Origin of the sequence: Blautia hydrogenotrophica DSM 10507 (assembly GCF_034356035.1) — a bacterium.
GTDB classification, from domain to species: Bacteria; Bacillota; Clostridia; order Lachnospirales; family Lachnospiraceae; genus Blautia_A; species Blautia_A hydrogenotrophica.
Map to the genome: position 1 here is coordinate 336,550 of NZ_CP136423.1, position 26,545 is coordinate 363,094.

Below are 26,545 nucleotides of genomic sequence, written 5' to 3' on the forward strand. Positions count from 1 at the left end.
GATAATCAATCAGTAGTAAAATAAAGGAGAGCGGAAAATGACTGGATTAGATAAGATGATTAACCAAATCCTTGATGAAGCGAACAGTTCCGCTGAAAAGATTCTCGAAGATGCCAGAACTTCCGCAGAGAAGATTATGGACGAAGCCAGGGAAGAAGTAAAGAATATGCAGAAGGATTCTGAGAAGAAGACGGAAGCAGAAATTCGCAATTACAAAGACAGAGTTATTTCTTCATCAGACTTACGGCGTAGAACTTCTCTTTTGGAGGCAAAGCAGGAGTTGATTACTGCTGTTGTGGATAGGGCATATGCAGTATTTGTGCAGAAATCTGGGGATGAATATTTTCAGATTATTCGAGAGATGCTGAAAAAGTATGCGCTTCCTCAAAGTGGAGAAATTTTTTTCTCACAGCGTGACTTGGAACAGATGCCTGCGGGTTTTGAGCAGGAAATCCAGGAGATCGCGGCATCTGTGGGCGGTATGTTGAGTCTGTCCAAAGAGGCGAAAAACTTGGATGGCGGTTTTATTCTGGCTTATGGTGGAATTGAAGAGAACTGTTCTTTCAAGGCGATGTTTGCATCCAGGAAGGATGAATTGCAGGATCAGGTGCAAAGAGTATTATTTTCATAAAAGCGCAAATCCGCGAAAAGGAGGTATACACCTATGTATGACGAGCAATACACCTACGCGGTAGCGCGAATCCGTGCGAGGGAGACAACCCTGTTTTCTCAGGCCACGATCGATCAGCTTATGGCATGTAAAGATGAGGCACAGTGTTTGCAATTTCTGATTGACAAGGGCTGGGGGGATATGGACACTCCCGTGAATGCAGAGGCAATTTTGACCCGGGAGAGGGAGAAAACCTGGGAATTGATGCGGGAACTGGTAGACGACATGTCGGTGTTTGATGTGCTCACCTACTCAAATCTATTCCATAATCTTAAGGCGGCGATCAAGGAAGTCGCCACGGAGGAGAAGAATCCCAATATTTTCTTCAATGACTGCGCGATCAGTGGAGAAGAAATGATGGAGATTATATCTGAGAAGAATTTCTCCAAACTGCCGAAGAGCATGTCTCGGGTAGCGGAAGAGGCCTATGAGACTTTTCTGCACACGAGAGATGGTCAGCTTTGTGACATTATGGTTGACAAAGCAGCCTTAGAGGCCATCTACGAGGCCGGTAAACGGTCTGATGCTGAGATTATCCGTGACTATGCAGAGTCTACGGTGGCTGTGGCAGATATCAAAATTGCAGTGCGTTCACAAAAAACCGCGAAAACAATGGAATTTATGAAAAGAGCAATGGCAGAATGTGATTCCATCAGTGTAGACCAACTGTCTCGTGCGGCACTCAGCGGTATGGACGCGATTCAGGAGTATTTAAGCGGAACGGTATATGCTGAAGGTGCACAAGCTCTGGCGGAATCAGCCTCTGCTTTTGAGCGTTGGTGTGATAACCGGATTATCCAGACAATCCACCCGCAGCTATATAATCCATTTACAATTGGACCTCTTGTGGCTTATATCTTAGCCAGAGAGAATGAGATAAAGACAGTCAGGATTATTCTGACTGGAAAGCTGAATCAGTTATCGGATGAATTTATCCGGGAAAGGATAAGGGAAATGTATGTATAAGATTGCAGTGATCGGCGAGTATGACAGCATTTATGGGTTCGCTGCGCTGGGTCTGGATACTTTTCCTGTGTCAGACCCTGATGAAGCGAAACAGAAACTGCATAAGCTGGCGGAAGGAGCTTACGCAGTGATTTATATCACAGAAGCTCTTGCGGCTGTGCTGGAGCATGAAGTAGAGAAATATCGAGAAGAGATTCTGCCGGCAATTATTCAGATACCGGGAGTGTCAGGGAATACCGGCGCAGGAGTGGCCGGAGTCAAGAAATCCGTGGAGCAGGCAGTCGGCTCAGATATTCTCTTTGGAGATAATTAGAAGGACTGAGAACCTGTCTTCAAAATTGAGACAGGAAAATTAGGAAAGTGGGTGATTTGTTCAAATGAGCAAAGGAACGATAAAGAAGGTGGCAGGACCTCTGGTTATCGCTGAGGGTATGAGAGATGCCAACATGTACGACGTGGTGCGTGTTAGTAATCAGCGATTGATCGGTGAGATCATCGAGATGCACGGCGACCAGGCTTCCATTCAGGTATATGAGGAGACTTCTGGTCTTGGACCTGGCGAACCGGTGGAATCCACCGAAATGCCACTGTCCGTAGAACTGGGACCTGGATTGATTTCCAGTATCTATGATGGTATTCAACGTCCTCTGGACGACATTATGAAGGCGACCAACAGCAACAATCTGAAGCGTGGTGTGGAGGTTGCGTCTCTGAAACGTGATAAGAAATGGAACTTTGTGCCAGTTGCGAAACCAGGCGACGAAGTGGCCGGCGGTGATGTTCTGGGAACCGTACAGGAGACTGTGCTGGTTCAGCAGAAGATCATGGTTCCGCCGAATATGAAAGGTAAGGTAAAAGACATCAAAGCCGGAGAATTTACGGTGGATGATGTAGTTGTAATTTTAGAGACGGAAGATGGAGACAAAGAGCTGACTATGGCTCAGAAATGGCCAGTTCGTGTAGGACGCCCTTATCAGAAAAAACTTCCTCCGAAGGTTCCGCTGGTGACTGGACAGAGAGTAGTCGATACCATGTTCCCCATCGCCAAAGGTGGTGTGGCTGCGGTTCCAGGACCTTTCGGAAGCGGCAAGACGGTGATTCAGCATCAGCTGGCAAAATGGGCGGAGGCTGACATTGTGGTTTATATCGGTTGTGGTGAGCGTGGAAATGAGATGACCGACGTTCTGAATGAGTTTCCAGAGCTGAAAGACCCGAAGACGGGACAGTCTTTGATGGAGCGTACGGTTTTGATTGCGAATACTTCCGACATGCCTGTGGCAGCCCGTGAGGCATCCATTTACACAGGTATTACGATTGCAGAGTATTTCCGTGACATGGGTTATTCCGTGGCACTGATGGCAGACTCTACTTCCCGTTGGGCAGAGGCTCTTCGAGAGATGTCTGGACGTCTGGAGGAGATGCCAGGTGAGGAAGGTTATCCCGCATATCTGGGAAGCCGTCTAGCTCAGTTCTATGAGAGAGCTGGACATGTGATCTGTCTGGGCAGCGATAACAGAGAGGGAGCGCTGACAGCGATCGGTGCCGTATCGCCGCCAGGTGGTGATATTTCTGAGCCAGTATCCCAGGCGACTCTGCGTATTGTAAAAGTGTTCTGGGGATTGGACTCTGCCCTGGCCTATAAACGTCACTTCCCAGCTATCAACTGGTTGACTAGCTATTCTTTGTATCTGGATGACGTAGGACCATGGTTTAATGGAAATGTAGCTGAGGACTGGATGGCTCTGCGCCAGGAAATGATGACGTTGCTTCAGGAAGAATCCGAGTTGGAAGAGATCGTACAGATGGTAGGTATGGACGCGTTGTCACCTGGAGACCGCTTAAAGATGGAGGCGGCCAGATCTATCCGTGAGGACTTCCTGCATCAGAATTCTTTCCATGAGATTGACACTTATACATCTCTGGAAAAACAGCACTATATGATGAAGCTGGTATTGGCATTTTACGATGAAGGCGCGGAAGCACTTAGTCGCGGCGCACAGGTCAATGATCTGGTAAAACTGCCTGTCCGTGAGAAAATTGGACGTTATAAATATACAGAGGAAAGCAATCTGACAGCCGAATATGAGGCCGTGGATAAAGAACTGTCTGCTGAGATTGCTGGCCTTTTAGGAAAGGAGGACCTGTAAAATGCCAAAAGAGTATAGAACCATACAAGAAGTTGCCGGTCCTTTGATGCTGGTACAAGGTGTAGAGAATGTTACCTACGACGAGCTGGGTGAGATTGAGCTAGCCAACGGTGATATCCGCAGATGTAAGGTGTTGGAGATTGATGGAAGCAATGCTTTAGTACAGTTATTCGAGAATTCTACAGGTATCAACCTGTCAAACAGTAAAGTACGTTTCCTAGGTCGAAGCATGGAGCTGGGTGTTTCTGGAGATATGCTAGGCCGTGTATTCGATGGTCTGGGCCGTCCGATTGATGATGGGCCTGAGATTTTGCCGGATGAGAGAAGAGATATCAACGGACTGCCAATGAATCCAGCCGCCCGTGTCTACCCGGAAGAGTTTATTCAGACGGGTGTCTCCGCGATTGACGGACTGAACACACTGGTACGTGGACAGAAGCTGCCGATTTTCTCAGCTTCCGGTCTTCCCCACGCACAGCTGGCAGCTCAGATTGCCAGACAGGCGAAAGTGCGCGGAACCTCAGAACCCTTTGCCGTAGTATTCGCGGCTATGGGTATCACTTTCGAGGAGTCTAACTTCTTCGTAGAGAGTTTCAAAGAGACAGGTGCTATCGACCGTACGGTGTTGTTTATCAATCTAGCCAATGACCCGGCGGTAGAGCGTATTGCGACGCCAAAGATGGCGTTGACGGCTGCTGAATATCTGGCTTTTGAGAAGAATATGCACGTGTTGGTTATCCTGACGGATATCACCAACTATGCAGATGCGTTGCGTGAGGTATCCGCGGCACGTAAGGAAGTTCCTGGACGTCGTGGATATCCGGGATATATGTACACAGATTTGGCTACGCTGTATGAGCGTGCTGGACGTCAGACTGGAAAGAATGGAAGTATCACGATGATTCCGATTTTGACCATGCCTGAGGATGATAAGACTCACCCAATCCCTGACCTTACCGGATATATCACCGAGGGCCAGATCATCCTGAGCCGTGAGCTGTACCGTCGCGGAGTGACTCCGCCAATTGATGTTCTTCCGTCACTGTCTCGTCTGAAGGATAAGGGTATCGGTGAGGGAAAAACTCGTGCGGACCATTCCAACACGATGAATCAGCTTTTTGCGGCTTACTCCCGCGGTAAAGACGCGAAAGAGCTGATGACCATCTTAGGCGAAGCAGCTCTGTCTGACATCGACTTAATTTATGCGAAGTTCGCAGATGCCTTTGAGGAGCAGTATGTATCCCAGGGATATGATGCGAACCGTGATATTGAGGAGACCCTGGAGATCGGATGGAAATTGCTCTCCATTCTTCCTAGAAGTGAGCTGAAACGTATTGATGACAAGTTCCTGGATATGTATTACGGAAAGTAACGAGTATCCGGTAGCAGGTTGTATATACAGCCATCACATACGACAGATTGCGTTAGAGTAGGAAAGAAGGTGAAGGAATTTGGCATCTACCCAGGTGAACCCAACCCGTATGGAGTTGACCAAACAGAAGAAAAAACTTGTGACCGCGGTGCGAGGACACAAGCTTCTGAAAGATAAACGAGATGAACTTATGCGCCAGTTCCTGGATTTGGCACGTGAAAATATGGCACTGCGATTGAAAGTGGAAGAGGGAATTCGATCGGCGAATACGAACTTCGTTGTGGCGAAGGCCGGAATGTCGGAGGAGACTTTGAACACTGCGTTGATGGCGCCGAAGCAGGAGGTCTATCTGGAGACTTCCACAAAGAACGTCATGAGTGTCGATATTCCGTCCTTTGAGTATAAGACCAGGACGGCAGACGCCAACGATATCTATTCATATGGTTTTGCGTTTACTTCCAGTGATTTAGACGGGGCGGTGAAATCCTTGGCAGATATTCTGCCGGATATGCTGCGTCTAGCTGAGTGCGAGAAAGCGTGTCAGTTGATGTCGGCGGAGATCGAGAAGACTCGTCGTCGTGTAAATGCCCTGGAGCATGTGATTATTCCACAGGCACAGGAGCATATTAAATATATTACCATGAAGCTGGATGAGAATGAACGAAGCACGCAGATTCGCCTGATGAAGGTGAAGGATATGATGCTGGAGGATGCTCACAAGTACAGTGAACGTCCGGTTCGAGAAGCATAGAGCTCATTTGAGAGCTGCTGTGGGACATTAAATGTCTCACAGCAGTTTTTTCTTAGCGAAGCGAGGATGCCGCTGGCACAGACAGAGAACACAGTTAGGATGTATGAGCTAGTCTGCCCTGACCTTTGCATAATAGAAGAAAACTGCGTCTGAATAGAGTGATTGGGAAAATTTGTTATATAATTAATAAGATTTTTAGAATTCATGGTATATATTACTGAAAATCTATTATGAAAAAAGGTAAAAACAGAGAAAATGCAAAAAAAAATATATAATAATTGACTTTTTTATGGAAGAAAGCTACAATAGCATTAAAGAATCGTGCACGATTTATATAACTATTATGAAGTAGCAAAAAGTACGTACTGGTGAATCCACTAAAATTGTATGGGGGCTTCCTCCGATGAGAGAAATGCGGTATCCGTTGTGAGGAAGAAATTGTTTCGTAATTCTATTAAAGGAGGGCGACCGCAATGGTAATTGAAAGCTTTGAGCAGTTGAGAGATAAGGTTCAGGCGGCTGGCAGGTGCAAAGTTGTAGTTATAGCTGCGCACGATGCACACACGCTGGAAGCAGTCTTGAAGACGCGAGAAGAGGGGATACTGGATTATATTCTGGTGGGAAAAGAAAAAGAAATTCTAGAGATCGGAAAATCTCTGGGACATGAGATTGACCCGGCAGATGTGATTGACAGTCAAACTGACGAAGATGCAGTGGAGAAGGGCATTCAATTGGTCCGTGAAGGAAAGGCGGATTTCATTCAGAAAGGGCTCCTACAGACGTCCACTTTGTTAAAAGGTGTTGTAGATAAGGAAAAAGGTATCCGGACAGGGAAGGCGATGTCTCATGTGGCCTTACTGGATGTTCCGACTTATCATAAGATATTGGGAGTGACTGACGGCGGGATGATGATGTATCCTGATCTGGCGAAGAAGAAAGACATTGCCATCAATGCGGTGGAAATGTTCCGTGGCTTTGGGTATGAACGACCAAAGATGGCTGCCCTCTGTGCGGTAGAGGTATTGAACCCGAAGATGCAGGCTACCGTAGATGCGGCAGAACTTCAAAAGATGGCTGAGGCAGGTGAGATTCCGAACTGTGATTTTGCGGGACCTATCTCTATGGACTTGGCGATGAGCAAAGAATCTGCTCAGATCAAAGGTTTTGACAGCCCAGTCACCGGTGAAGCGGATATCCTCTTAGTTCCCAGCATTGATGTGGGAAATATTATGGTGAAGTCTCTGCTGATGCTTGGCAAGGCACGGATGGCAGGATGTGTTGTGGGAGCGAAGTGTCCAATCGCGCTGAATTCCAGAAGCGCGACGTTTGAAGAAAAATATTATTCACTTTTGGCATGTGCTTGTATGGTAAACAAATAGAAGAAGCGAATGAAGGAGGTAAAGCGGGAAATGAAAAAATTAATGACCGGCGATGAGGCTATCGCCAGAGGTGCTTATGAAGCAGGTGTACGTCACGCATCAGCTTATCCAGGCACACCGAGTACAGAAATTCTGGAAAATATTTCCACTTACAAGGAGATCTATGCAGAGTGGGCACCGAATGAGAAGGTTGCCATGGAGTCTGCGATCGGAGCGGCAATCGGCGGCGCTAGAAGTATCGTATCTATGAAGCATGTAGGTATGAACGTAGCGGCGGACCCATTGTTTACCTGGGCTTATATGGGAGTAAATGCAGGTAATGTAATTATTACAGCTGATGAGCCGGGTATGTATTCTTCTCAGAATGAGCAGGATAACCGTAACTATGCAAAGGCCGCAAAATTGGCGATGTTAGAGCCATCTGACAGCCAGGAATGTATTGACATGGTGAAAGCGGCTTATGAATTGGGTGAAAAATATGATACCCCATTTGTGATTCGTATGACGACTCGTGTCTGCCATTCTAAATCTGTAGTAGAACTGCATGACCGTGTGGAGATTCCGCTGAAAGATTGGGAGAAAAATCCACAGAAATATGTCTGCTTGCCAGCGCACGCCAGACCAATGCGTGTAAAATTGGAAGAGAGATTAGAAAAGTTGGCAGAGTACAGTGAGACTTCTCCATTTAACAGAGTAGAGATGGGAGATACTTCTGTGGGTGTCATCGCATCTGGTATCTGCTATTATTATGCGAAAGAAGTATGGGGAGATAAGGCATCTTACTTGAAGTTGGGCTTTACAAACCCGATGCCTGCAAATCTGATCAAGGATTTTTGTAGCAAAGTAGATAAGGTATATATTTTGGAGGAGAATGATCCTTATATTGAAGAGTTTGTAAAACTGCAGGGCTGCGAATGTGTAGGAAAAGAGATTTTCCCGAAATGGGGAGAGATGACTCCGGATGTGATTCGCGCGGCAGTGGGCGGAGAGAAGCCAAAGACGATCGAATTCGATCACAGCAAATTGATTAACCGTGCGCCTACATTCTGTGCAGGATGTCCTCACCGTGGAATGTTCTACCGTCTTGGAAAGAGAAAAGATATTATGATCAGTGGTGATATTGGTTGTTATACGTTGGCAGCAGGAGCTCCGTATAAAGCAATGGATTCCACTGTCTGTATGGGAGCCAGCATCAGCTTAGGACATGGCGCTCAGAAAGCGTTCAATATGGGTGACACCGGACGTCGTGTGGTAACTGTATTGGGTGATTCTACCTTCTTCCACACTGGCGTGAACTCCCTGATTAACACTGTTTACAATAACAGCAACACCATCAATATTATCCTGGATAACCGTATTACCGGAATGACAGGACATCAGCAGAACCCAGGTACTGGCTTTAACGCGAAGGGAGAGCCGGCTAGTATGATTATCCTGGAGGACCTGGTGAAAGCGATTGGTATCAAGCATATCTTCGTTATTAATCCAAACAATTTGAAAGAGGTTGATGAAACTCTGGATAAGTGTCTGGCAATCAAAGATGAGCCTTCCGTAATCATTACCAGATGGCCATGTGTACTGAAGAAATTCTCACAGGCGGATTTGGATGAATTCGACAATCTGTTTAAAACCAAGAATAAGATTGATCCGGAGAAGTGTATCGGATGTAAAGCTTGTCTGAAAACTGGGTGCCCGGCTCTGAATTACGACAGAGTAAACAAGAAGGTACATATTAACCGTGCACAGTGTGTGGGCTGTGATGTATGTATGCAAGTCTGTAGGAAAGACGCCATTTCGAAGGAGGATTAAGGACGATGACAAAGAGTATCTTATTAGTTGGTGTAGGTGGCCAGGGAACCATCCTCGCCAGTAAAATACTGACCCTGGGCTTAATGGAAGCCGGATTTGATGTGAAAATGAGTGAGATTCATGGAATGTCTCAGCGTGGTGGAAGCGTATCCTCACAGGTGCGTTACGGCGATGTGGTTTATTCTCCGGTAATTGAGAAAGGCAGTGCCGATATCATTGTTTCTTTTGAGAAAATGGAAGCGTTGAGAGCTTTGGATTATCTGAAAGAAGGCGGTGTATTGGTTGTAAATGATGAAGAGATTGACTCTATGTCTGTGATTACCGGACAGGAAGAGTATCCAGATGATGTGCTGGATATCATTAAATCTCATTCAAAAGCGACAGTACTGAATGCAACGGAGCTGGCGAGAGGTCTGGGAAATGAGAAGGCTGCCAATATTATTCTGTTGGGAACTATCATAAAATCCATGGGACTTGAGCATATTGACTGGGAGAGCATTCTGCGCGCCAACATTAAACCACAGTTTGTTGACTTGAACTTGAAGGCTATTAAGGTGGGAATGGAAGCTATGTGACCGTTCGAAAGCTTAGAAGTGAATATACTAGATTCGAACGGAGAAAGGGACACCTTGTCCGTAAGGACAGGGTGATTCCTCTTTATAGGAGATGAGGACATCTATGGAGAGGAGAACAGTATCAAGTAAATATGTTTTGAATGAAGAAGGGTGTGTATAATATGATTTCCGAAAGAATGAAACCTTATGTAAATAATAATTCTGCGATTCGTGCTATGTTTGAAGAAGGAAACAGGCTGAAAGCGCTTTATGGAGAAGACAAAGTTTTTGATTTCAGTATTGGGAATCCAAACGTTCCGGCACCAGATTGTGTTCAGGAGACAATCATTGATCTGGTAAAAAATATGGACCCGGTTGTTCTGCACGGATACATGAATAATGCTGGTTTTGAGGATGTGAGACAGTCGATTGCGGAATCCTTGAATAGACGATTTGGCACGAATTTTGCAGCTAAGAACTTGATTATGACGGTAGGTGCTGCTAGTGGTTTGAACATTACTTTTAAGGCTTTGTTAAACCCAGGTGATGAGGTAATCGTATTCGCTCCTTACTTCCTGGAATATGGTGCATATGTAAAGAATTATGATGGAGTATTGGTTGAGGTATCACCGGATACTTCCACATTCCAGCCGAATTTGGAAGAGTTCAAGAGTAAGATCAATGAGAAGACCAAGGCAGTTATCGTAAATAACCCGCACAATCCTACAGGAGTGGTCTATTCAGAGGATACCATCAAAAAACTGGCTGCGATTCTGGAAGAGAAAGAGAAAGAAGTGGGGCATCCAATCTACCTGATTTCAGATGAGCCATACAGAGAGCTGGCTTATGATGGAGTTGAGGTTCCGTACCTGACGAAGTATTACAAAGATACGATCGTTGGATATTCCTACAGCAAATCTCTGTCACTTCCCGGAGAGCGTATCGGCTATGTGGTAATCCCGGATGAACTGGATGGCAGTGATGAGGTGATTCAGGCGGCTACGATCGCTAACCGAATTTTAGGTTCCGTAAACGCTCCTTCTTTGATTCAGAAAGTAGTTGGAAGATGTGTGGATGCGGCAGTTAATGTGGAGTACTATGACCGGAACCGCAAGACACTCTACGAAGGTCTTACAAAACTGGGCTTTGAATGTGTAAAACCTCAGGGAGCATTTTATCTGTTTGTGAAATCTCCAACAAAGGATGAAAAAGAATTTGTGGAGGCTGCTAAAAAGTATAATATTCTGATGGTGGCAGGAAGTTCCTTTGCCTGCCCAGGATACGTTCGATTAAGTTACTGCGTTTCTTATGAAAGTATTCAAAACAGCTTGCCGGAGTTTGCTAAGCTGGCAAAAGAGCTGTTCTAGACATCAGGCCTACGGAGGTGGACAATGGCATATAAGCTGTTAATCATTAATCCTGGTTCGACCAGCACAAAACTGGCGATCTATGAGGATGAGAAGAAAATTGTTCAGGAAAATATAGAACATGATACTACAGAACTGGCAAAATACGATCAAATTCCTGATCAGATTCCATTTCGAATGGAGATTATACGGCAATTTTTAGAGAAAAACGGAGTGAAACAGGAAGAACTGTCTGCGATTGTAGGGCGAGGAGGATTAGTTCCTGGGCTACATGCGGGGGGTTATACTGTGAATGATGAACTGTTTTTTGCTTTGGAAAGCGATATCAGTTCTCCCCATGCCTCGAATTTAGGGGGGATGCTGGCGAAATTATGTGCGGAATCTGTGGGAATTCCGGCCTATATCTATGACGCAGTGACAGGAGGAGAGTTGACTCCTGTGGCGCAAGTGACAGGAATCCCGGAGATCACCAGACAGAGTTTTTGCCATTTGCTGAATAGCCATGCGATGGCTTTGAAATATGCGAAGTCTATAGGCAGGGACTATAAAGATTTGAACCTTATCGTGGCTCACTTGGGCGGCGGAGTCTCCATCAGTGTGCATTCTAAAGGAAAGATTGTGGATTCTCTGGGAGACGATGACGGACAGTTTTCGCCGGAGAGGGCAGGAAGTGTTCCAGGTCTGCAGTTGGTGGAATTGTGTTATTCCGGCAACTATACGAGAGCAGACATGAAAAAGAAAGTGCGCGGCAAAGGCGGTATGTATGCTCACTTGGGAACCAGCGATTGCCGTGTGATTGAGAAAATGATTCAGGATGGAGATAAGCATGCAGAACTGGTATTCAGAGCTCAGGCTTATCAGATTGCCAAGGGAATTGGACTTTTGAGTGTCGCTCAAAGAGGAAATACAGATGCAATTATTCTGACTGGCGGTGTAGCAAATTCCAAGATGCTTACGGATATGGTAAAAGAGTATGCAGGTTTCATTGCTCCTATTGAGGTATTGCCGGGAGAGAATGAGATGGAGGCTTTGGCTTTCGGTGGGTTACGTCTGTTGAGGGGCGAGGAACAGCCCCATATCTATCAGTTGCCGAGTGTGAGGAATCAGCACAAGAGTTATCGGCATTGGCGCCCATCATAAATTAAATAAACATTTTATGATCCTTTATGAGCAGTCTGTGATTGGCAGGCTGCTCATGTTGTACAGAAAAAAGCCGCTGCAAAAACAGCGGCTTTTTTCTGTAGGGGAATTGTCTATTTTATCTTGGCCGGTGAAGAAATTCACCGGCCAAAAAGGTTATTTATTGTAGTAGCATTTTGTGTACAGTTCTTTGATCTCAGACATCAGAGGATATCTCGGATTTGCAGCAGTACACTGGTCATTGAAGGCCTGTTCTGTCATGTTGTCTAGAGTGTCAAAGAAGTATTTTTCATCAATACCATAAGCTTGAATGCTTGGCTTGATCTCAATGGCTTTTTTCAGATCTTCGAGTTTCTGAACTAATTTATTAAAGACTTCCTGGTCATCTTTTCCGGTCAAACCTACATAACGACCAATTTCCGCATAGCGGGCCAGAGCCTGAGGATATTCATACTGTGGGAAAGTACCCATTCTGGTAGGAACTTCCACAGAGTTGTACTTCATAACTTCGGTGAGAATCACAGCGTTAGCGATTCCATGAGGCAGGTGATGAAAAGCTCCAAGTTTGTGAGCCATGGAGTGGTTTAATCCCAAAAATGCATTGGCGAAAGCCATACCTGCCAGGCAGGAGGCGTTGGCCATGTGATCTCTCGCTTCCACGTCATTACCATCTTTGTAAGCCCTTGGAAGGTAGTCAAATACCAATTTGATTGCTTTTAAGGATAAGCCCTGAGTGTAATCGCTGGCCATGACAGAGACGTAGGATTCAATAGCATGAGTCATTACGTCAATACCGGAAGCGCAAGTCAGGCCCTTCGGCTGGCTCATCATGTTGTCGGTGTCTACGATGGCCATATTTGGCATTAGCTGATAGTCTGCTAGAGGCCATTTTACACCGGTATCCTGGTCAGTAATGATCGCGAAAGGTGTAACCTCGGAACCTGTTCCTGAGGAAGTTGGGATTGCTACAAAGTAAGCTTTTTCACCCATCTTCGGGAATGTGTAGACTCTCTTACGAATGTCCATGAAGTCCATCGCCATATCATCAAAGTTTGCATCGGGATGTTCGTAAAGCACCCACATTACTTTACCGGCATCCATTGCGGAACCACCGCCCAGAGCGATGATACAGTCAGGTTCAAATGCACGCATTGCGGCTGCTCCTGCCTTTGCGCTGGCTAAAGTTGGGTCTGGAGCTACATCGTAGAAGCAGGTGTGGACAATGCCCATTTCGTCTAATTTTGCTTCAATTTTTTGGGTATATCCATTTTTGTAGAGGAAGCTGTCTGTTACAATAAATGCTCTCTTTTTGTGCATAATAGTACCTAATTCGTCGAGAGCTACCGGCGTACAGCCTTTCTTGAAATAAACTTTCTCAGGTGCGCGGAACCACAGCATATTCTCTCTCCTTTCTGCCACGGTCTTGATGTTTAGAAGATGTTTTACTCCTACGTTTGCGGAGACAGAGTTTCCACCCCAGGAACCGCAACCTAAAGTCAAAGAAGGCTCCAGCTTGAAATTATACAGATCTCCGATACCACCTTGTGAAGACGGAGTGTTAATCAGAATACGGCAAGTCTTCATAGCGTCGGAGTGTTTTGCGATTTTCTCTTTTTCGTTTACATTTACGTAAAGTGAGGATGTATGTCCATATCCGCCGTCTGCCACGAGTTGTGCTGCTTTTTCTAACGCTTCATCGAAGGTCTTAGCCTTATACATAGCTAATACTGGGGATAATTTCTCATGAGCAAAAGGTTCGGAGATATCGACAGATTCCACTTCACCTATTAGAATTTTTGTATTATCTGGTACTTTGATGCCAGCCATGGAAGCGATTACTGGGGCGGGCTGTCCGACAATTTTCGCATTCAATGCGCCATTGATTAAGATGGTGGAGCGAACCTTATCCAGCTCTTCTGGATTCAGGAAGTAACAGCCTCTTCTGAGAAATTCAGCTTTGGCCTGATCGTATACGGATTCCAGGACGGTCACGGACTGCTCGGAAGCACAGATCATACCGTAGTCAAAAGTCTTTGAGTGAATGACAGAGTTAACAGCCATTCGAATATCCGCAGTATCGTCGATGATGACAGGTGTATTTCCAGGGCCTACTCCCACAGCTGGTTTGCCGGATGAGTAGGCAGCTTTTACCATGCCGGGGCCTCCAGTTGCCAGAATGAGGTCTGCATCTTTCATAACCTGATTTGTCAGTTCCAAGGACGGTACGTCAATCCATCCGATAATACCCTCAGGAGCACCTGCTGCCACAGCAGCGTCAAGAACGATTTTGGCAGCCTCAGCAGTACATTTTTTAGCTCTTGGATGTGGGCTGATGATGATGGCATTTCTAGTTTTCAATGCAATAAGAGTCTTAAATATCGCTGTAGAAGTAGGATTAGTAGTAGGGATAACTGCTGCAATCAACCCTACAGGCTCTGCGATTTTTTTGATTCCATATATAGGATCTTCCTCTATTACACCACAGGTCTTCGTGTGACGATAAGCATTGTATACATATTCAGCAGCGTAGTGATTTTTGATGATTTTGTCTTCCACGAGGCCCATACCGCTTTCCTCGACAGCCATTTTTGCCAGTGGAATTCGTGCTTTATTTGCAGCAGTAGCTGCCGCCAGAAAAATTTTATCTACTTGTTCTTGTGTGTAGGTAGAGAAGATTTTCTGAGCTTTCCGCATATCCTCCATTTTTGCGGTTAATGTTTCCACAGAATCAATGAATGGTGTAGTGGTTTCTTTTTTTGCCATAACTTATCCTCCCAAGATTGTTAATTAAATGTCTAAATGGATATCTGAATTGTATGGCTTATTATAGACATATCTTGTGAAAAAAGTCAATATCAATTTAACAATGTTTGATTAATAAAAAAAGTGTTTTTATTTACATGAAAATTAAAGGATTTGATTATAAGATTTTAGAAAATATAACATAATTGATAATAAGATAACGTTAATTAAATGTCAATATTGAGGAAAAATAAACCATCCATACTCAATCAAAAAGGATATGAGATTATGGATGGCTTTTGAAAGTATAAAAATACTTAATTATTTTAAGTGATGAGAAGGTAATTACTTATTTTTCATATTGGCACGTTTACGCTCACGAGGGTCCAAAATCCGTTTGCGGATTCTGAGGCTTGTGGGGGTTACTTCTAGCAGTTCGTCGTTATCTATGAATTCTAGAGCTTGTTCGAGACTCAAAATTTTAGGCGGAGTCAGTTTCAAAGCTTCGTCGGCTGAGGATGAGCGAGTATTTGTAAGATGTTTGGTCTTGCATACGTTTAATTCAATGTCCTCTGCTTTACCGTTCTGACCGATTACCATTCCACAGTAGACTTTTTCACCGGGGCCGATGAAAAGAGTACCTCTGTCCTGTGCTGAAAAAAGACCGTAAGTAACTGCCTCGCCGGCTTCAAATGCGATGAGAGAGCCTTGTTTGCGGTATTGAAGATCGCCTTTATAGGGACCATAGCCATCGAAGATTGTGTTTAGGACTCCATTTCCCTTTGTGATCGTCAGAAATTCATTGCGGAATCCGATTAAACCGCGGGCCGGAATAGAGAATTCCAGGCGGGAGGAGCCGTCACTGAGCAGACTCATTCCGTGGAGCTCCCCCTTTCTCTCGCTGAGCTTTTGAATTACGGAACCTGAAAATTCTTCAGGAACGTCGATATAGGCGATTTCCATGGGTTCCAGGCGCTTTCCGCGCTCATCCTCGTGGTACAGAACTTCTGCTTTGCTGACTGCAAACTCGTAACCCTCGCGGCGCATATTCTCGATCAGGACGGAGAGGTGGAGCTCGCCCCGTCCGGAAACTTTAAAACACTCTGTGGTGTCAGTCTCTTCCACACGAAGACTGACATCGGTGTTCAGCTCTCTCATCAAGCGGTCGCGGAGATGACGGGAGGTAACATATTTTCCTTCCAGTCCCGCCAGAGGACTATCGTTGACCATGAAATTCATGGAGATGGTCGGCTCAGAGATCTTCTGGAAAGGAATCGGAGATGGATGTTCTGGGTCGCAGATGGTATCTCCAATGTGAAGATCTGCGATTCCGGAGATTGCGACGATGGAACCGATCTGGGCTTCTTTTACTTCCACTTTGTTTAAACCGTCAAATTCGTAGAGGTTGCTGATTTTTACCCGGGCTTTTTTATCAGGGTTGTGTTCATTTACAATAATGACATCCTGGTTGACGTGGATAGTTCCTTGCTCTACTTTTCCGACGCCGATACGGCCTACATACTCGTTGTAGTCGATGGTGCTGATCAGAACCTGAGTTGGCTCATCGGGGTCTCCTTCTGGGGCAGGAATGTAGTTTAGGATGGTCTCAAAGAGAGGAACCATGTTTTTAGGGGCGTCATTTAAATCCAATACGGCGTGTCCTGCTTTTGCTGAGGCATAAAGGAAAGGACAGTCCAGTTGTTCATCGGAAGCTTCCAAGTCCATGAGCAGTTCTAGAACTTCGTCGATGACTTCGTTGGGGCGTGCCTCAGGCCGGTCGATTTTGTTGATACAGACAATCACGTGTAGATCTAGCTCTAGGGCCTTTTTTAACACGAATTTTGTTTGTGGCATGGCACCTTCAAAAGCATCCACCAGAAGGATTACGCCGTCAACCATTTTAAGGACACGTTCAACCTCGCCGCCGAAATCAGCATGTCCAGGTGTATCTATAATATTGATTTTTGTATTTTTATAATAGACGGCAGTGTTTTTGGAGAGAATAGTAATTCCACGTTCTCTTTCCAGATCATTGGAGTCCATGACACGTTCCTTGACTTCCTGGTTTTCCCGAAACACACCGCTTTGTTTTAACAGTTCGTCTACCAGGGTAGTTTTGCCATGGTCAACGTGAGCAATAATCGCCACGTTTCTCACGTCTTCGCGTTTGATTTTCATAATTTAATATCCTTTCTTTAACAACAGATAATTGCTTGCTATTGTTAGGGTACAGGCATGTAAAGTGAACCTGTACATAATATTTTTCTACTTATTGAATGGAGTCAACCCCTAAAGTGTACCATATTTTTTAAAGATTACAAGGTCCTTCAAAAAAAAATTATTTTTGGTTCTAAAAATGCAATCCCGTTAATACACATATATAGAAAACCGTAAAAACGGGGACGGTATCGCCGATGCCGTCAGAGATGACCTATGGTACTATTAAGAGGAAGGGGAACTATCAATCATGGCAGATAAGATTATTGAAAACAATCAAGTATCCATTATGGGAAAAATTTCAACGGAATTTACGTTTAGTCACCAGGTATTTGGAGAGGGGTTCTACACATTGGAACTGCTGGTGAAAAGACTGAGCGACTCGGAAGACAGAATTCCGCTGATGGTCTCAGAGAGACTTGTGGATGTGACTCAGGACTATGTGGGCGAGTACATCCAGGTGCACGGACAGTTTCGTTCTTATAACCGGCATGAGGAAAAGAGAAACCGGCTGGTATTGTCTGTGTTTGTAAGAGAATTAAGTTTTGTGGAAGAGGAAGACGATTCCCTGACGGTGAACCAGATTTTTCTAGACGGCTATATTTGCAAACCGCCGGTTTATCGAAAAACACCTCTGGGAAGAGAGATTGCAGATCTCTTGCTGGCTGTCAATCGTCCGTATGGAAAGTCTGACTACATACCCTGCATATGCTGGGGAAGAAATGCACGCTATGCGTCAGCTTTTGAGGTGGGCGGACATGTGCTGATTTGGGGGCGGATTCAAAGCCGCGACTATATGAAAAAGATCGGTGAGAACGAAACTGAAAAGCGAACCGCCTACGAAGTCTCCGTCAGCAAGTTAGAATATTTGGAATAACAGTTCAGCCATGCGCCGAAGCGAAGGCAGAGGAAGGAGCAAGCATGCTTGTGAAAGCTGCTGCGAGAGCGAAGGCATAGGGACGACGTCCCGAAGCGAGATGGAGCGAAGTGGAATCGAGCTGCATGGATGAACGGAAGTAAGGAAAAGCTGTGTGGCCATGCGCCGAAGCGAAGGCAGAGGAAGGAGCAAGCATGCTTGCGAAAGCCGCTGCGAGAGCGAAGGCAGCTTTGTTACTGTTCACTCACTTGCGGTTCGTGAGCAGTAACACGCTACGCGATGCACACAAACTGCTGCAAACAGCAGTTTGGCGCGAATATATTTGGGAATTTTGTACAAAATGTACAAAAACACCTCGCAGGATATTGGAGGCCTGAACCGTAATGCAGCTTTTCCTGATTTTGGCAATAAACAGGCACAATACTTGCATTTTTAGGGATTTTGCTGTAATATAAAACATACTTATAGTTTTATCCTTGTTATGGAGTATTGCATGAGATAGGGACAGCGACATGCGAGGACTGGAAAATTCAGAGCAACAGAAGAATTTATCCGTGTGCTTGGAAAGCCGCAGATAAACCACACATGATTATTAAGAAGGAATGGCGATGAAAAAAGGTCTTGTAGAAGTGTACTGCGGTACTGGAAAAGGAAAATCTACGCTAGCTCTCGGTCAGAGTGTTCGGGCATGTGCCCAGGGAAAGAGTGTGATTATCATACAGTTCCTCAAGGGTAAAGAGAGCAGTGAGTTGGAGTTTATCGAAGATTTGAGTCCATTGGACTTAAAAATTTTCCGATTTGAGAAGTCCAAAATTTATTATGAAAATTTAAGTGAACAGGAGAAAGCAGAGGAGAAGAAAAATATTCTCAATGGGCTGAATTTTGCGAAAAAAGTGATAGCTACAGAGGAGTGTGATCTGCTGGTTCTGGATGAAATTTTTGGAGTTGTGGATCATGGCATTATCACCGTGGACGAACTGAAGAAGCTCATGGAGCTGGTGGATGAGATGCATCTGGTTCTGACTGGGGATTGCATGCCCCAGGAAATTCAGCCGATGGTGGACTGTATCACAACTCTAGAGACGAAAGTACTGCGGGAGAGAGAATAGTAACAGCTTATTCCGTGAAAACTGGACCGCACGTTTGTGGCCTTGCGCAGGAGAAATTCTCAGTCGGTTTGGAGCTGCCCAAATCCTTACTGTTCACTCACTTGCAGTTCGTGAGCAGTAACACGCTATGCGATGCACACAAACTGCTGTAAACAGTAGTTTGGCGCGAGTATGTCTTAGATTTTGTACAAAATGTACGAAAACAACTCGCGGGATATTGAAGCCCTGAACTGTAACCTAAAATCCCATTGTGAAACGAAATTCGGAATAAATGCATTGACAATCATCGGAAAGCATGCTATAGTTACAGAAATCACAGTTAAGAAAGATAGAGGTTGCGTTTTTTATTAGTAATCTGTTGGATGTGGCAGGCACAGAAGAAAACAGAGGAAAGGAAAAAACGCCGAAAGGATTGCCAGCCTGTTTTGGTGGTTCTTGGGCATACAGTTAAGAGCTGTGTGACTGTCATCGTAAGATGGTGCGCTATCTAAAGATCAGATAATGGATTAGATTCTTTAGAGGCGGGCAAAAGGTCGGCCTCTTTTTATGTTATAGGAAAGCTCTTGTCAAGCTGGTGAGTGAAAGCCGTTTCTTATAGCATAAACGTTCCGTTGCGGATGCGCACGTTTTGTTCCTGAACGAAGAGATTCTGAGAGTACATATTATCATTAAGGAGGAGAAAATTATGGCAATTTTTACTGGTGCAGGTGTAGCGATTGTAACCCCAATGCTTCCGACAGGTGAGGTGAATTACGATAAACTTGGTGAATTGATTGAATTTCAGATTGAGAATCACACAGATGCGATCATCATCTGCGGGACGACCGGAGAGTCCTCCACTCTGACGCATGGAGAGCATCTTTCGGCAATCAAATATACAGTTGATAAGGTAGCAAAGAGAGTACCGGTTATTGCGGGAACAGGTTCAAACTGTACGGAGACAGCGATCATGATGTCAAAGGAAGCTGAGTCCTATGGAGCGGATGCGCTTTTGCTGGTGACTCCATACTATAACAAAGCGACGCAGAATGGGTTGATTGCACATTTCACTGCGATAGCCAATGCCGTGTCTATTCCGATTATTCTGTATAATGTACCTAGCCGTACTGGTTGTAATATTATGCCAGAGACAGCGGTATCATTGGCTAGAAATGTGGAAAATATTGTGGCGATCAAGGAAGCTTCAGGAAATATTTCTCAGATCGCAAAACTGATGTCTTTGGCAGATGGCTGTATTGATTTGTACTCAGGAAATGACGATCAGGTGGTACCGCTTCTGTCTTTGGGAGGCAAAGGTGTGATCTCAGTTTTGTCCAACGTAGCTCCTCAGGAGACCCACGATATGGTTGCAAAATATCTGGAAGGCGATGTAAAGGGTAGCTGTGAGATTCAGCTTCGAGCCATAGAGCTGGTGGAAGCTTTATTCTGTGAGGTAAATCCGATTCCGGTGAAGGCAGCATTGAACCTGATGGGGAAGGATGCAGGACCGCTGCGTCTGCCTCTGACGGATATGGAGCCTGCCAATTTGAAGAGGCTGGAAAAAGCCATGATTGATTTCGGGATCAAACTGGCATAAGAGAGGATGGCTGAGATGACGAGAATTATTATGCATGGCTGCAACGGCCATATGGGGCAAGTAATCAGCGGATTGGTGGCTCAGGATGCGGATGCTGAGATTGTAGCCGGAATTGATATGATGGACAATAGAGAAAATGGTTATCCGGTATTTACTGATTTGGATTCTTGTCAGGTGGATGCGGATGCTATCATTGACTTCTCTAACGCAAAGGCAGTGGATGCTCTAATGGATTACAGCGCCAAGAGAGGAATTCCGTTAGTATTATGTACTACAGGGCTCAGTGAGGAGCAGAATGCGAAGGTAGACGAGATCAGCAAAAAAGTGGCGATTATGAAGTCTGCGAACATGTCTCTGGGAATTAATACTTTGTTTAAATTAATTCAGGAGGCGGCAAAGGTGTTGGCTACGGCGGGCTTTGACATGGAGATTGTGGAACGGCATCATCACCTTAAAGTGGATGCGCCTAGCGGGACTGCACTTGCATTGGCAGACAGTTTGAACGAGGCAATGGACCATAAATATCATTATGTCTATGATCGAAGCCAGGTGAGACAAAAGAGAGATGAAAAAGAGATTGGAATTAGTGCGGTTCGAGGTGGAAGCATCGTGGGAGAGCATGAGATTATTTTCGCAGGGCCGGACGAGGTGATCGAGTTTAAACACACTGCGTATTCCAAGGCTGTTTTCGGAAAAGGTGCGGTGGAAGCTGCGAAATATTTAGCTGGTAAGCCAGCCGGTAGATATGATATGAAAGATGTAATCAATGGCTGAAATATAAGTGCCGACATAAAATATATAATTTTTAGAGAGAAAGACCGCACGAAGGCAGGGGATTCTGTCAAGGGCGGTCTTGTTGTTTTGCGCGATAAGATGTCTACGGTATTGTGTCTGCGTATCCAGTGATTAAAAAAATTTCCATTCATTCCAGAGAATGGCATTTTGCTCGATGAAAATAAGACTGCATAATGAAAGATGGTTTGGAACATACTATCTTTATCGAAAGTACAACTTGAAAAAGGAGATTGAGAATATGAAAAAAATGAAAAATCTTTTACTTTGCAGTGGTATGGTTTTGGTACTTGCTCTGGCAGCCGGATGTGGAGATGCCTCTGAGAAAGACGATCAGAATGGAACAGTGACAGAAGATCAGGAGACGACGGATGAGACTACCGATGAGAATGACACCATGGATGAGAATACGACGGAGGGAACTACAGACAAAGATACAGACAAAGATGTAGATACTCCTTCTGAAGATCTGGGTGATGGTGTCAAAGATTTAGGTGACGGTGTCGGAGATGCTGTTGAGGATGTAGGAGATGCTGTAGGTGATGCTTTCGATGGTGAGGATGACGGAACGACTACGGATGACAACAAGACGACCAAAGAGACGAAAGACAACAACGTAGCTGAATAGTAAAAAGGTTGGCATGCTGCCGATCTGTGGAAGGGTGTTTTCAGCAGACGATAGCTTGCGGACTTTTGTCTATCATGTTATTATCAATGCATGAGAGGAAGTGAAATGATGAAATTTCGACCATGCATTGATATACATAACGGTAAAGTAAAGCAAATAGTGGGTAGCAGCCTACGAGATCAGAACGACTGGGCTGCGGAGAATTATGTGGCAGAACAGGACGCATTTTTTTTCGCCAAGTTATATAAAGAGCTGGGTTTGACGGGAGGACATATTATTATGTTGAATCCGGCCAGCTCTCCCTATTATGAAGAGACAAAAAGGCAGGCTGTAAAAGCTCTGAACACGTATCCAGGTGGAATGCAGATCGGCGGAGGTATCAATGCTGAAAACGCAGAGGAGTTTTTGCAGGCCGGAGCCAGCCATGTGATTGTGACATCGTATGTCTTTAAAGATGGAAAGATTTCCTATGAGAATCTAGAGAAGCTGCGAAAAGCGGTGGGAGCAGAGCGTTTGGTCTTGGATTTGAGCTGTAAAAAGAGAGGGGATCTCTATTATATTGTGACAGACAGATGGCAAAAGTTTACGGAGGTTCCTGTTACCTTGGAGACGCTGCGGGAGTTAGGTGGTTACTGTAGTGAGTACTTGGTGCATGCGGTGGATGCGGAAGGAAAGGCCAGGGGAATAGAAACGGAGTTGGTTAAGCTGTTGGCCGAATATGCAGAACGACCTGTGACCTATGCCGGTGGTGTGGGGAACTTCCAGGACTTGAAGGAATTGAAAGAGCATGGATGTGGAAGGGTGGATGTCACAGTGGGAAGTGCTCTGGATTTGTTTGGAGGACCCCTCTTATTCACAGAAATTTTATCTTTTTGTTCATAAAAAGGATGTTAATTGTACAAGTTTGTGTTATAATATAGGTAACCTGATTCGGCTGTAACCGGTCGAGAGATCTTCTGAAAATGGTATCAGTAATTGGGAGTAAAGGTTTCAGAAGAGAACACATTTTGTTGGAATAACAGGATTTCAGGTGAATAAACAGTAAAGGGGCTGGGCATATGAATTTTATTATCAGCGGAAAGAACCTGACAGTTACCGATGGGTTGAGAACAGCAGTGGAAGACAAGCTGGGTAAACTGGAGCGTTACTTTACCCCGGACACCGAGATTATTGTGACATTGAGTGTCGAGAAAAGCAGACAAAAAATTGAGGTTACTATTCCTGTCAAGGGAAACATCATTCGCTCTGAGCAGGTCAGCAATGATATGTATGTCTCCATCGATCTGGTGGAAGAGGTGATCGAGAGACAATTGCGAAAATACAAGACGAAAATTGTAGATAAGGAGAAAGCTGGAGATCATTTCCAGAAAGCATTTATAGAAAAAGAGTACGAGGAAGAAGACGAAGTGAAGATTCAGCGTACTAAGAAATTTGATATTAAGCCCATGTATCCGGAAGATGCCTGTGTGCAGATGGAGCTCTTGGGACATAATTTCTTCGTATTCTGTAATGCGGAGACTGACCAGGTGAATGTGGTCTATAAGAGAAAAGGAAATACGTATGGTCTGATTGAGCCAGAGTATTAAAGATCGGATAAGTAAGGAGAGCCGCACAGTCAGCGGGAGTGCACGGAAGTGTCAAGACGCGGGCTGTGCGGTATTTTTGTGCTATGAGAAGATAGGCGTTCTGTGATGAAGAGGTTGCTTGGGTGGCGTTTGTTGTTACAGATTGTTCAATATTTATTTATTGTTTTCATAAAGGGAAAGTGATAGAATATAGATAGTTTTGTAAATTCAGATAGTTTAGGAGTTCAATATATGAGTGTACTTTCGAAAGTTTTTGGAACAAGGAGCGAGAGAGAGGTCAAGAGAATCTCCGGACTCGTGGATAAAATTGAAGCTCTGCGGCCGGAAATGCAGAAACTAAGCGATGAAGAACTGAAAGGAAAGACTAGAGAGTTCAAAAATCGTTTGGCGGAAGGGGAGACTCTGGACGATATTTTACCTGAGGCATATGCTACCGTCCGAGAAGCTGCCAAGAGAGTTTTGAATATGGAACACTACCGGGTGCAGCTCATCGGTGGAATTATTCTTCATCAGGGACGAATCGCTGAGATGAAGACCGGTGAGGGAAAGACCTTGGTGTCCACTCTTCCAGCCTATTTAAATGCGTTGGAAGGAGAAGGCGTTCACATTGTCACTGTCAACGATTATCTGGCACACCGTGATGCGGAATGGATGGGAAAGGTTCATGAATTTCTCGGATTGAAAGTTGGCTGTGTGTTGAACAGCATGAAGAGTGACGAGAGAAGAGAAGCCTATGCCTGTGACATTACCTATGTGACGAACAACGAGCTGGGATTTGACTACCTGAGAGATAACATGGTCATCTATAAAGAGCAGCTTGTACAGCGTTCTTTGCACTATGCGATCATCGACGAGGTGGACTCTGTGTTGATTGATGAGGCGAGAACTCCTCTGATTATTTCAGGTCAGAGCGGAAAGTCCACGAAACTCTACGAGGTGTGTGACATACTGGCAAGACAGCTAGAGCGCGGGGAAGCCAGTGGCGAGATGACAAAGATGGCGGCTATCATGGGCGAGGAAATTGAGGAGACCGGAGATTATATCGTCAATGAAAAGGATAAGATTGTGAATCTGACAGAGGAAGGTGTGAAAAAAGTAGAGAAATTCTTTCACATTGAGAATCTGGCAGATCCTGAGAACTTGGAGATTCAGCATAATATTATTCTTGCCCTGCGCGCCCATAACCTGATGTTCAAAGATCAGGATTACGTGGTAAAGGACGACGAGATTCTAATCGTTGATGAATTCACAGGCCGTATTATGCCAGGACGCCGTTATTCCGACGGTCTGCACCAGGCGATTGAGGCGAAGGAGCATGTGAAGGTAAAGAGGGAAAGCCGTACACTGGCTACGATCACTTTCCAGAACTTCTTTAATAAGTATAAAAAGAGATCTGGTATGACAGGTACTGCCCTGACAGAAGAAAAGGAGTTCCGCGATATCTATGGAATGGACGTGGTAGAGATTCCGACGAATGTTCCAGTACAGCGTAAAGACTTAGATGATGCGGTCTATATGACCAAAAAAGAAAAATACCGTGCTGTTATCGAAGAAATTAAAAAAGCCCATGAGAAGCAGCAGCCGGTTCTGGTGGGAACCATCACGATTGAGACTTCTGAGCTCCTGAGCAAGATGCTGAAAAGAGAGGGAATTGCCCACAATGTGTTGAATGCGAAATTCCACGAGCTGGAGGCTGAGATTGTGGCTCAGGCTGGACAAGCAAATGCGGTGACGATCGCCACGAACATGGCAGGACGTGGTACCGATATTAAACTGGACGATGTGGCTAGGGAGGCCGGTGGTCTGAAGATCATCGGTACAGAGCGCCATGAGTCTAGACGTATTGACAATCAGCTTCGCGGACGTTCTGGACGTCAGGGTGACCCAGGAGAGTCTAGATTCTATATTTCTCTGGAAGATGATTTGATGCGTCTGTTCGGTTCTGAGCGTCTGATGAAGGTTTTTACATCCTTGGGAGTGGAAGAGAATGAGCAGATTGAGCACAAGATGTTGTCTGATGCCATTGAGAAGGCCCAGAAGAAGATTGAGGGCAACAATTTTGGTATCCGTAAAAACCTGCTAGACTACGATCAGGTGAACAACGAGCAGAGAGAGATCATCTACAAAGAGAGACGCCGTGTGCTGGATGGAGACAATATGCGCGATGCGATCTACCATATGATTACGGATATTGTGGACAATACGGTAGATATGTGCTTTTCAGAGGATGTGGATTCTGAAGAGTGGGATTTGGAAGAGCTGAACTCTGTGATTACACCGATTATTCCTCTGAAGCCTCTGACGCAAGAGCGAGTTAAAGGGATGAAAAAGAATGAGCTGAAGCATCAACTGAAAGAGGAAGCTGTGAAGCTCTACGAGCTGAAAGAAGCGGAGTTCCCGGAAGCTGAGCAGCTCAGAGAGCTAGAGCGAGTCATTCTGCTGAAAGTGATTGATAATAAATGGATGTCCCATATTGATGATATGGAACAGCTTCGTCAGGGAATTGGCCTACAGGCATATGGACAGAGAGACCCGGTTGTGGAGTACAAGATGAGCGCTTATGAGATGTTCAATTCCATGACGAATAGTATTCAGGAGGATACGGTTCGTCTGTTGTATCATGTTCATGTGGAACAGAAGATCGAGAGAGAACAGGTGGCTCAGGTGACAGGGACCAATAAGGATAACAGCGGCCCAAAGAAACCGGTGCAGCGTACCAGTGAGAAGGTCTATCCTAACGATCCGTGTCCGTGTGGAAGCGGTAAGAAGTATAAACAGTGCTGCGGCAGAAATAAATAATGAATAGGCCCCCAAAAACAGGTGTTTTGCTGTTTTTGGGGGCTCTTTTATGTAATAGAAAAGA

General features: G+C 45.1%; 21 protein-coding genes and 1 riboswitch. Of the genes, 19 read left to right on the forward strand and 2 right to left on the reverse strand.

Features of this window, described 5'->3' with window-relative positions; all coding sequences use genetic code 11:
- The first annotated feature begins 37 nt into the window (after positions 1 to 37).
- The 11 genes from BLHYD_RS01650 to buk all read left to right on the forward strand — a co-directional run bounded on the left by BLHYD_RS01650 (position 38) and on the right by buk (position 12,155).
- On the forward strand, positions 38 to 631 hold the full coding sequence (locus tag BLHYD_RS01650) for a V-type ATP synthase subunit E (protein ID WP_005946934.1): 594 nt from the start codon (positions 38 to 40) through the stop codon (positions 629 to 631).
- Between the two features lie 33 nt (positions 632 to 664).
- Positions 665 to 1,636, forward strand: coding sequence for a V0D/AC39 family V-type ATPase subunit (locus BLHYD_RS01655; RefSeq protein WP_005946936.1), 972 nt, complete (start codon positions 665 to 667; stop codon positions 1,634 to 1,636).
- The gene (locus BLHYD_RS01660; protein WP_005946938.1) at positions 1,629 to 1,949 is read left to right on the forward strand and encodes a V-type ATP synthase subunit F; all 321 of its coding nucleotides are present in this window, start codon (positions 1,629 to 1,631) and stop codon (positions 1,947 to 1,949) included. The genes BLHYD_RS01655 and BLHYD_RS01660 overlap by 8 nt, the downstream gene beginning before the upstream one ends.
- A gap of 64 nt (positions 1,950 to 2,013) precedes the next feature.
- Positions 2,014 to 3,783: a V-type ATP synthase subunit A gene (locus tag BLHYD_RS01665; protein WP_005946940.1), complete on the forward strand. Its 1,770-nt coding sequence runs from the start codon at positions 2,014 to 2,016 to the stop codon at positions 3,781 to 3,783.
- A 1-nt stretch (position 3,784) separates the two neighbouring features.
- On the forward strand, positions 3,785 to 5,155 hold the full coding sequence (locus BLHYD_RS01670) for a V-type ATP synthase subunit B (RefSeq protein ID WP_005946941.1): 1,371 nt from the start codon (positions 3,785 to 3,787) through the stop codon (positions 5,153 to 5,155).
- Positions 5,156 to 5,234: 79 nt separating this feature from the next.
- The gene (locus tag BLHYD_RS01675) at positions 5,235 to 5,906 is read left to right on the forward strand and encodes a V-type ATP synthase subunit D (protein ID WP_021845668.1); all 672 of its coding nucleotides are present in this window, start codon (positions 5,235 to 5,237) and stop codon (positions 5,904 to 5,906) included.
- Between the two features lie 473 nt (positions 5,907 to 6,379).
- On the forward strand, positions 6,380 to 7,285 hold the full coding sequence (locus BLHYD_RS01680; RefSeq protein WP_005946945.1) for a bifunctional enoyl-CoA hydratase/phosphate acetyltransferase: 906 nt from the start codon (positions 6,380 to 6,382) through the stop codon (positions 7,283 to 7,285).
- 30 nt (positions 7,286 to 7,315) lie between these two features.
- Positions 7,316 to 9,094: an indolepyruvate ferredoxin oxidoreductase subunit alpha gene (iorA, locus tag BLHYD_RS01685; RefSeq protein WP_021845670.1), complete on the forward strand. Its 1,779-nt coding sequence runs from the start codon at positions 7,316 to 7,318 to the stop codon at positions 9,092 to 9,094.
- Between the two features lie 5 nt (positions 9,095 to 9,099).
- Positions 9,100 to 9,669 carry an indolepyruvate oxidoreductase subunit beta gene (locus tag BLHYD_RS01690; protein ID WP_005946948.1) on the forward strand — a complete coding sequence of 190 codons (570 nt, stop codon included), beginning with the start codon at positions 9,100 to 9,102 and terminating at the stop codon, positions 9,667 to 9,669.
- Positions 9,670 to 9,830: 161 nt separating this feature from the next.
- Positions 9,831 to 11,015: a pyridoxal phosphate-dependent aminotransferase gene (locus BLHYD_RS01695; protein ID WP_021845671.1), complete on the forward strand. Its 1,185-nt coding sequence runs from the start codon at positions 9,831 to 9,833 to the stop codon at positions 11,013 to 11,015.
- A 24-nt stretch (positions 11,016 to 11,039) separates the two neighbouring features.
- Positions 11,040 to 12,155 carry a butyrate kinase gene (gene buk, locus BLHYD_RS01700; protein WP_005946952.1) on the forward strand — a complete coding sequence of 372 codons (1,116 nt, stop codon included), beginning with the start codon at positions 11,040 to 11,042 and terminating at the stop codon, positions 12,153 to 12,155.
- Positions 12,156 to 12,311: 156 nt separating this feature from the next.
- On the opposite strand, the gene adhE is transcribed toward buk, so the two are convergent.
- A complete protein-coding gene (gene adhE / locus BLHYD_RS01705; RefSeq protein WP_005946954.1) occupies positions 12,312 to 14,918 on the reverse strand; it encodes a bifunctional acetaldehyde-CoA/alcohol dehydrogenase in 2,607 nt (868 codons plus the stop codon).
- Between the two features lie 324 nt (positions 14,919 to 15,242).
- Positions 15,243 to 17,075, reverse strand: coding sequence for a translational GTPase TypA (typA, locus tag BLHYD_RS01710; RefSeq protein WP_005946956.1), 1,833 nt, complete (start codon positions 17,073 to 17,075; stop codon positions 15,243 to 15,245).
- Positions 17,076 to 17,364: 289 nt separating this feature from the next.
- Here typA and BLHYD_RS01715 point away from each other — a divergent pair, with 289 nt between their 5' ends.
- The 8 genes from BLHYD_RS01715 (at position 17,365) to secA (ending at position 26,481) form a co-directional block, all read left to right on the forward strand.
- Positions 17,365 to 17,991 (forward strand): single-stranded DNA-binding protein, encoded by a 627-nt coding sequence (locus BLHYD_RS01715; RefSeq protein ID WP_005946958.1) that lies wholly within the window; start codon positions 17,365 to 17,367, stop codon positions 17,989 to 17,991.
- Positions 17,992 to 18,599: 608 nt separating this feature from the next.
- Positions 18,600 to 19,100, forward strand: a complete 501-nt coding sequence (locus BLHYD_RS01720) for a cob(I)yrinic acid a,c-diamide adenosyltransferase (RefSeq protein WP_040350428.1) — start codon at positions 18,600 to 18,602, stop codon at positions 19,098 to 19,100.
- Positions 19,101 to 19,421: 321 nt separating this feature from the next.
- A riboswitch (Lysine riboswitch) is annotated at positions 19,422 to 19,594 on the forward strand.
- A gap of 191 nt (positions 19,595 to 19,785) precedes the next feature.
- Positions 19,786 to 20,676: a 4-hydroxy-tetrahydrodipicolinate synthase gene (dapA, locus tag BLHYD_RS01725; RefSeq protein ID WP_021845675.1), complete on the forward strand. Its 891-nt coding sequence runs from the start codon at positions 19,786 to 19,788 to the stop codon at positions 20,674 to 20,676.
- A gap of 15 nt (positions 20,677 to 20,691) precedes the next feature.
- Positions 20,692 to 21,450, forward strand: coding sequence for a 4-hydroxy-tetrahydrodipicolinate reductase (gene dapB / locus BLHYD_RS01730; protein ID WP_021845676.1), 759 nt, complete (start codon positions 20,692 to 20,694; stop codon positions 21,448 to 21,450).
- Positions 21,451 to 21,709: 259 nt separating this feature from the next.
- On the forward strand, positions 21,710 to 22,096 hold the full coding sequence (locus tag BLHYD_RS01735; RefSeq protein ID WP_021845677.1) for a hypothetical protein: 387 nt from the start codon (positions 21,710 to 21,712) through the stop codon (positions 22,094 to 22,096).
- Positions 22,097 to 22,204: 108 nt separating this feature from the next.
- A complete protein-coding gene (hisA, locus tag BLHYD_RS01740; protein ID WP_055164239.1) occupies positions 22,205 to 22,978 on the forward strand; it encodes a phosphoribosylformimino-5-aminoimidazole carboxamide ribotide isomerase in 774 nt (257 codons plus the stop codon).
- Positions 22,979 to 23,154: 176 nt separating this feature from the next.
- Positions 23,155 to 23,682: a ribosome hibernation-promoting factor, HPF/YfiA family gene (gene hpf / locus BLHYD_RS01745; RefSeq protein WP_005946975.1), complete on the forward strand. Its 528-nt coding sequence runs from the start codon at positions 23,155 to 23,157 to the stop codon at positions 23,680 to 23,682.
- 231 nt (positions 23,683 to 23,913) lie between these two features.
- Positions 23,914 to 26,481 carry a preprotein translocase subunit SecA gene (secA, locus tag BLHYD_RS01750; RefSeq protein WP_021845679.1) on the forward strand — a complete coding sequence of 856 codons (2,568 nt, stop codon included), beginning with the start codon at positions 23,914 to 23,916 and terminating at the stop codon, positions 26,479 to 26,481.
- The last annotated feature ends 64 nt before the right edge of the window (positions 26,482 to 26,545 follow it).

Excerpts from the sequence above, each read along its gene's own strand:
- buk (WP_005946952.1), top strand. The coding sequence starts at position 11,040 with ATGGCATATAAGCTGTTAATCATTAATCCTGGTTCGACCAGCACAAAA.
- BLHYD_RS01680 (WP_005946945.1), top strand. The coding sequence starts at position 6,380 with ATGGTAATTGAAAGCTTTGAGCAGTTGAGAGATAAGGTTCAGGCGGCT.
- BLHYD_RS01650 (WP_005946934.1), top strand. The coding sequence starts at position 38 with ATGACTGGATTAGATAAGATGATTAACCAAATCCTTGATGAAGCGAAC.
- hisA (WP_055164239.1), top strand. The coding sequence starts at position 22,205 with ATGAAATTTCGACCATGCATTGATATACATAACGGTAAAGTAAAGCAA.
- typA (WP_005946956.1), bottom strand. The coding sequence starts at position 17,075 with ATGAAAATCAAACGCGAAGACGTGAGAAACGTGGCGATTATTGCTCAC.
- BLHYD_RS01695 (WP_021845671.1), top strand. The coding sequence starts at position 9,831 with ATGATTTCCGAAAGAATGAAACCTTATGTAAATAATAATTCTGCGATT.
- BLHYD_RS01665 (WP_005946940.1), top strand. The coding sequence starts at position 2,014 with ATGAGCAAAGGAACGATAAAGAAGGTGGCAGGACCTCTGGTTATCGCT.
- secA (WP_021845679.1), top strand. The coding sequence starts at position 23,914 with ATGAGTGTACTTTCGAAAGTTTTTGGAACAAGGAGCGAGAGAGAGGTC.
- BLHYD_RS01735 (WP_021845677.1), top strand. The coding sequence starts at position 21,710 with ATGAAAAAAATGAAAAATCTTTTACTTTGCAGTGGTATGGTTTTGGTA.
- iorA (WP_021845670.1), top strand. The coding sequence starts at position 7,316 with ATGAAAAAATTAATGACCGGCGATGAGGCTATCGCCAGAGGTGCTTAT.
- BLHYD_RS01715 (WP_005946958.1), top strand. The coding sequence starts at position 17,365 with ATGGCAGATAAGATTATTGAAAACAATCAAGTATCCATTATGGGAAAA.
- BLHYD_RS01720 (WP_040350428.1), top strand. The coding sequence starts at position 18,600 with ATGAAAAAAGGTCTTGTAGAAGTGTACTGCGGTACTGGAAAAGGAAAA.
- BLHYD_RS01690 (WP_005946948.1), top strand. The coding sequence starts at position 9,100 with ATGACAAAGAGTATCTTATTAGTTGGTGTAGGTGGCCAGGGAACCATC.
- BLHYD_RS01660 (WP_005946938.1), top strand. The coding sequence starts at position 1,629 with ATGTATAAGATTGCAGTGATCGGCGAGTATGACAGCATTTATGGGTTC.
- hpf (WP_005946975.1), top strand. The coding sequence starts at position 23,155 with ATGAATTTTATTATCAGCGGAAAGAACCTGACAGTTACCGATGGGTTG.
- BLHYD_RS01655 (WP_005946936.1), top strand. The coding sequence starts at position 665 with ATGTATGACGAGCAATACACCTACGCGGTAGCGCGAATCCGTGCGAGG.
- BLHYD_RS01670 (WP_005946941.1), top strand. The coding sequence starts at position 3,785 with ATGCCAAAAGAGTATAGAACCATACAAGAAGTTGCCGGTCCTTTGATG.
- dapB (WP_021845676.1), top strand. The coding sequence starts at position 20,692 with ATGACGAGAATTATTATGCATGGCTGCAACGGCCATATGGGGCAAGTA.
- adhE (WP_005946954.1), bottom strand. The coding sequence starts at position 14,918 with ATGGCAAAAAAAGAAACCACTACACCATTCATTGATTCTGTGGAAACA.
- dapA (WP_021845675.1), top strand. The coding sequence starts at position 19,786 with ATGGCAATTTTTACTGGTGCAGGTGTAGCGATTGTAACCCCAATGCTT.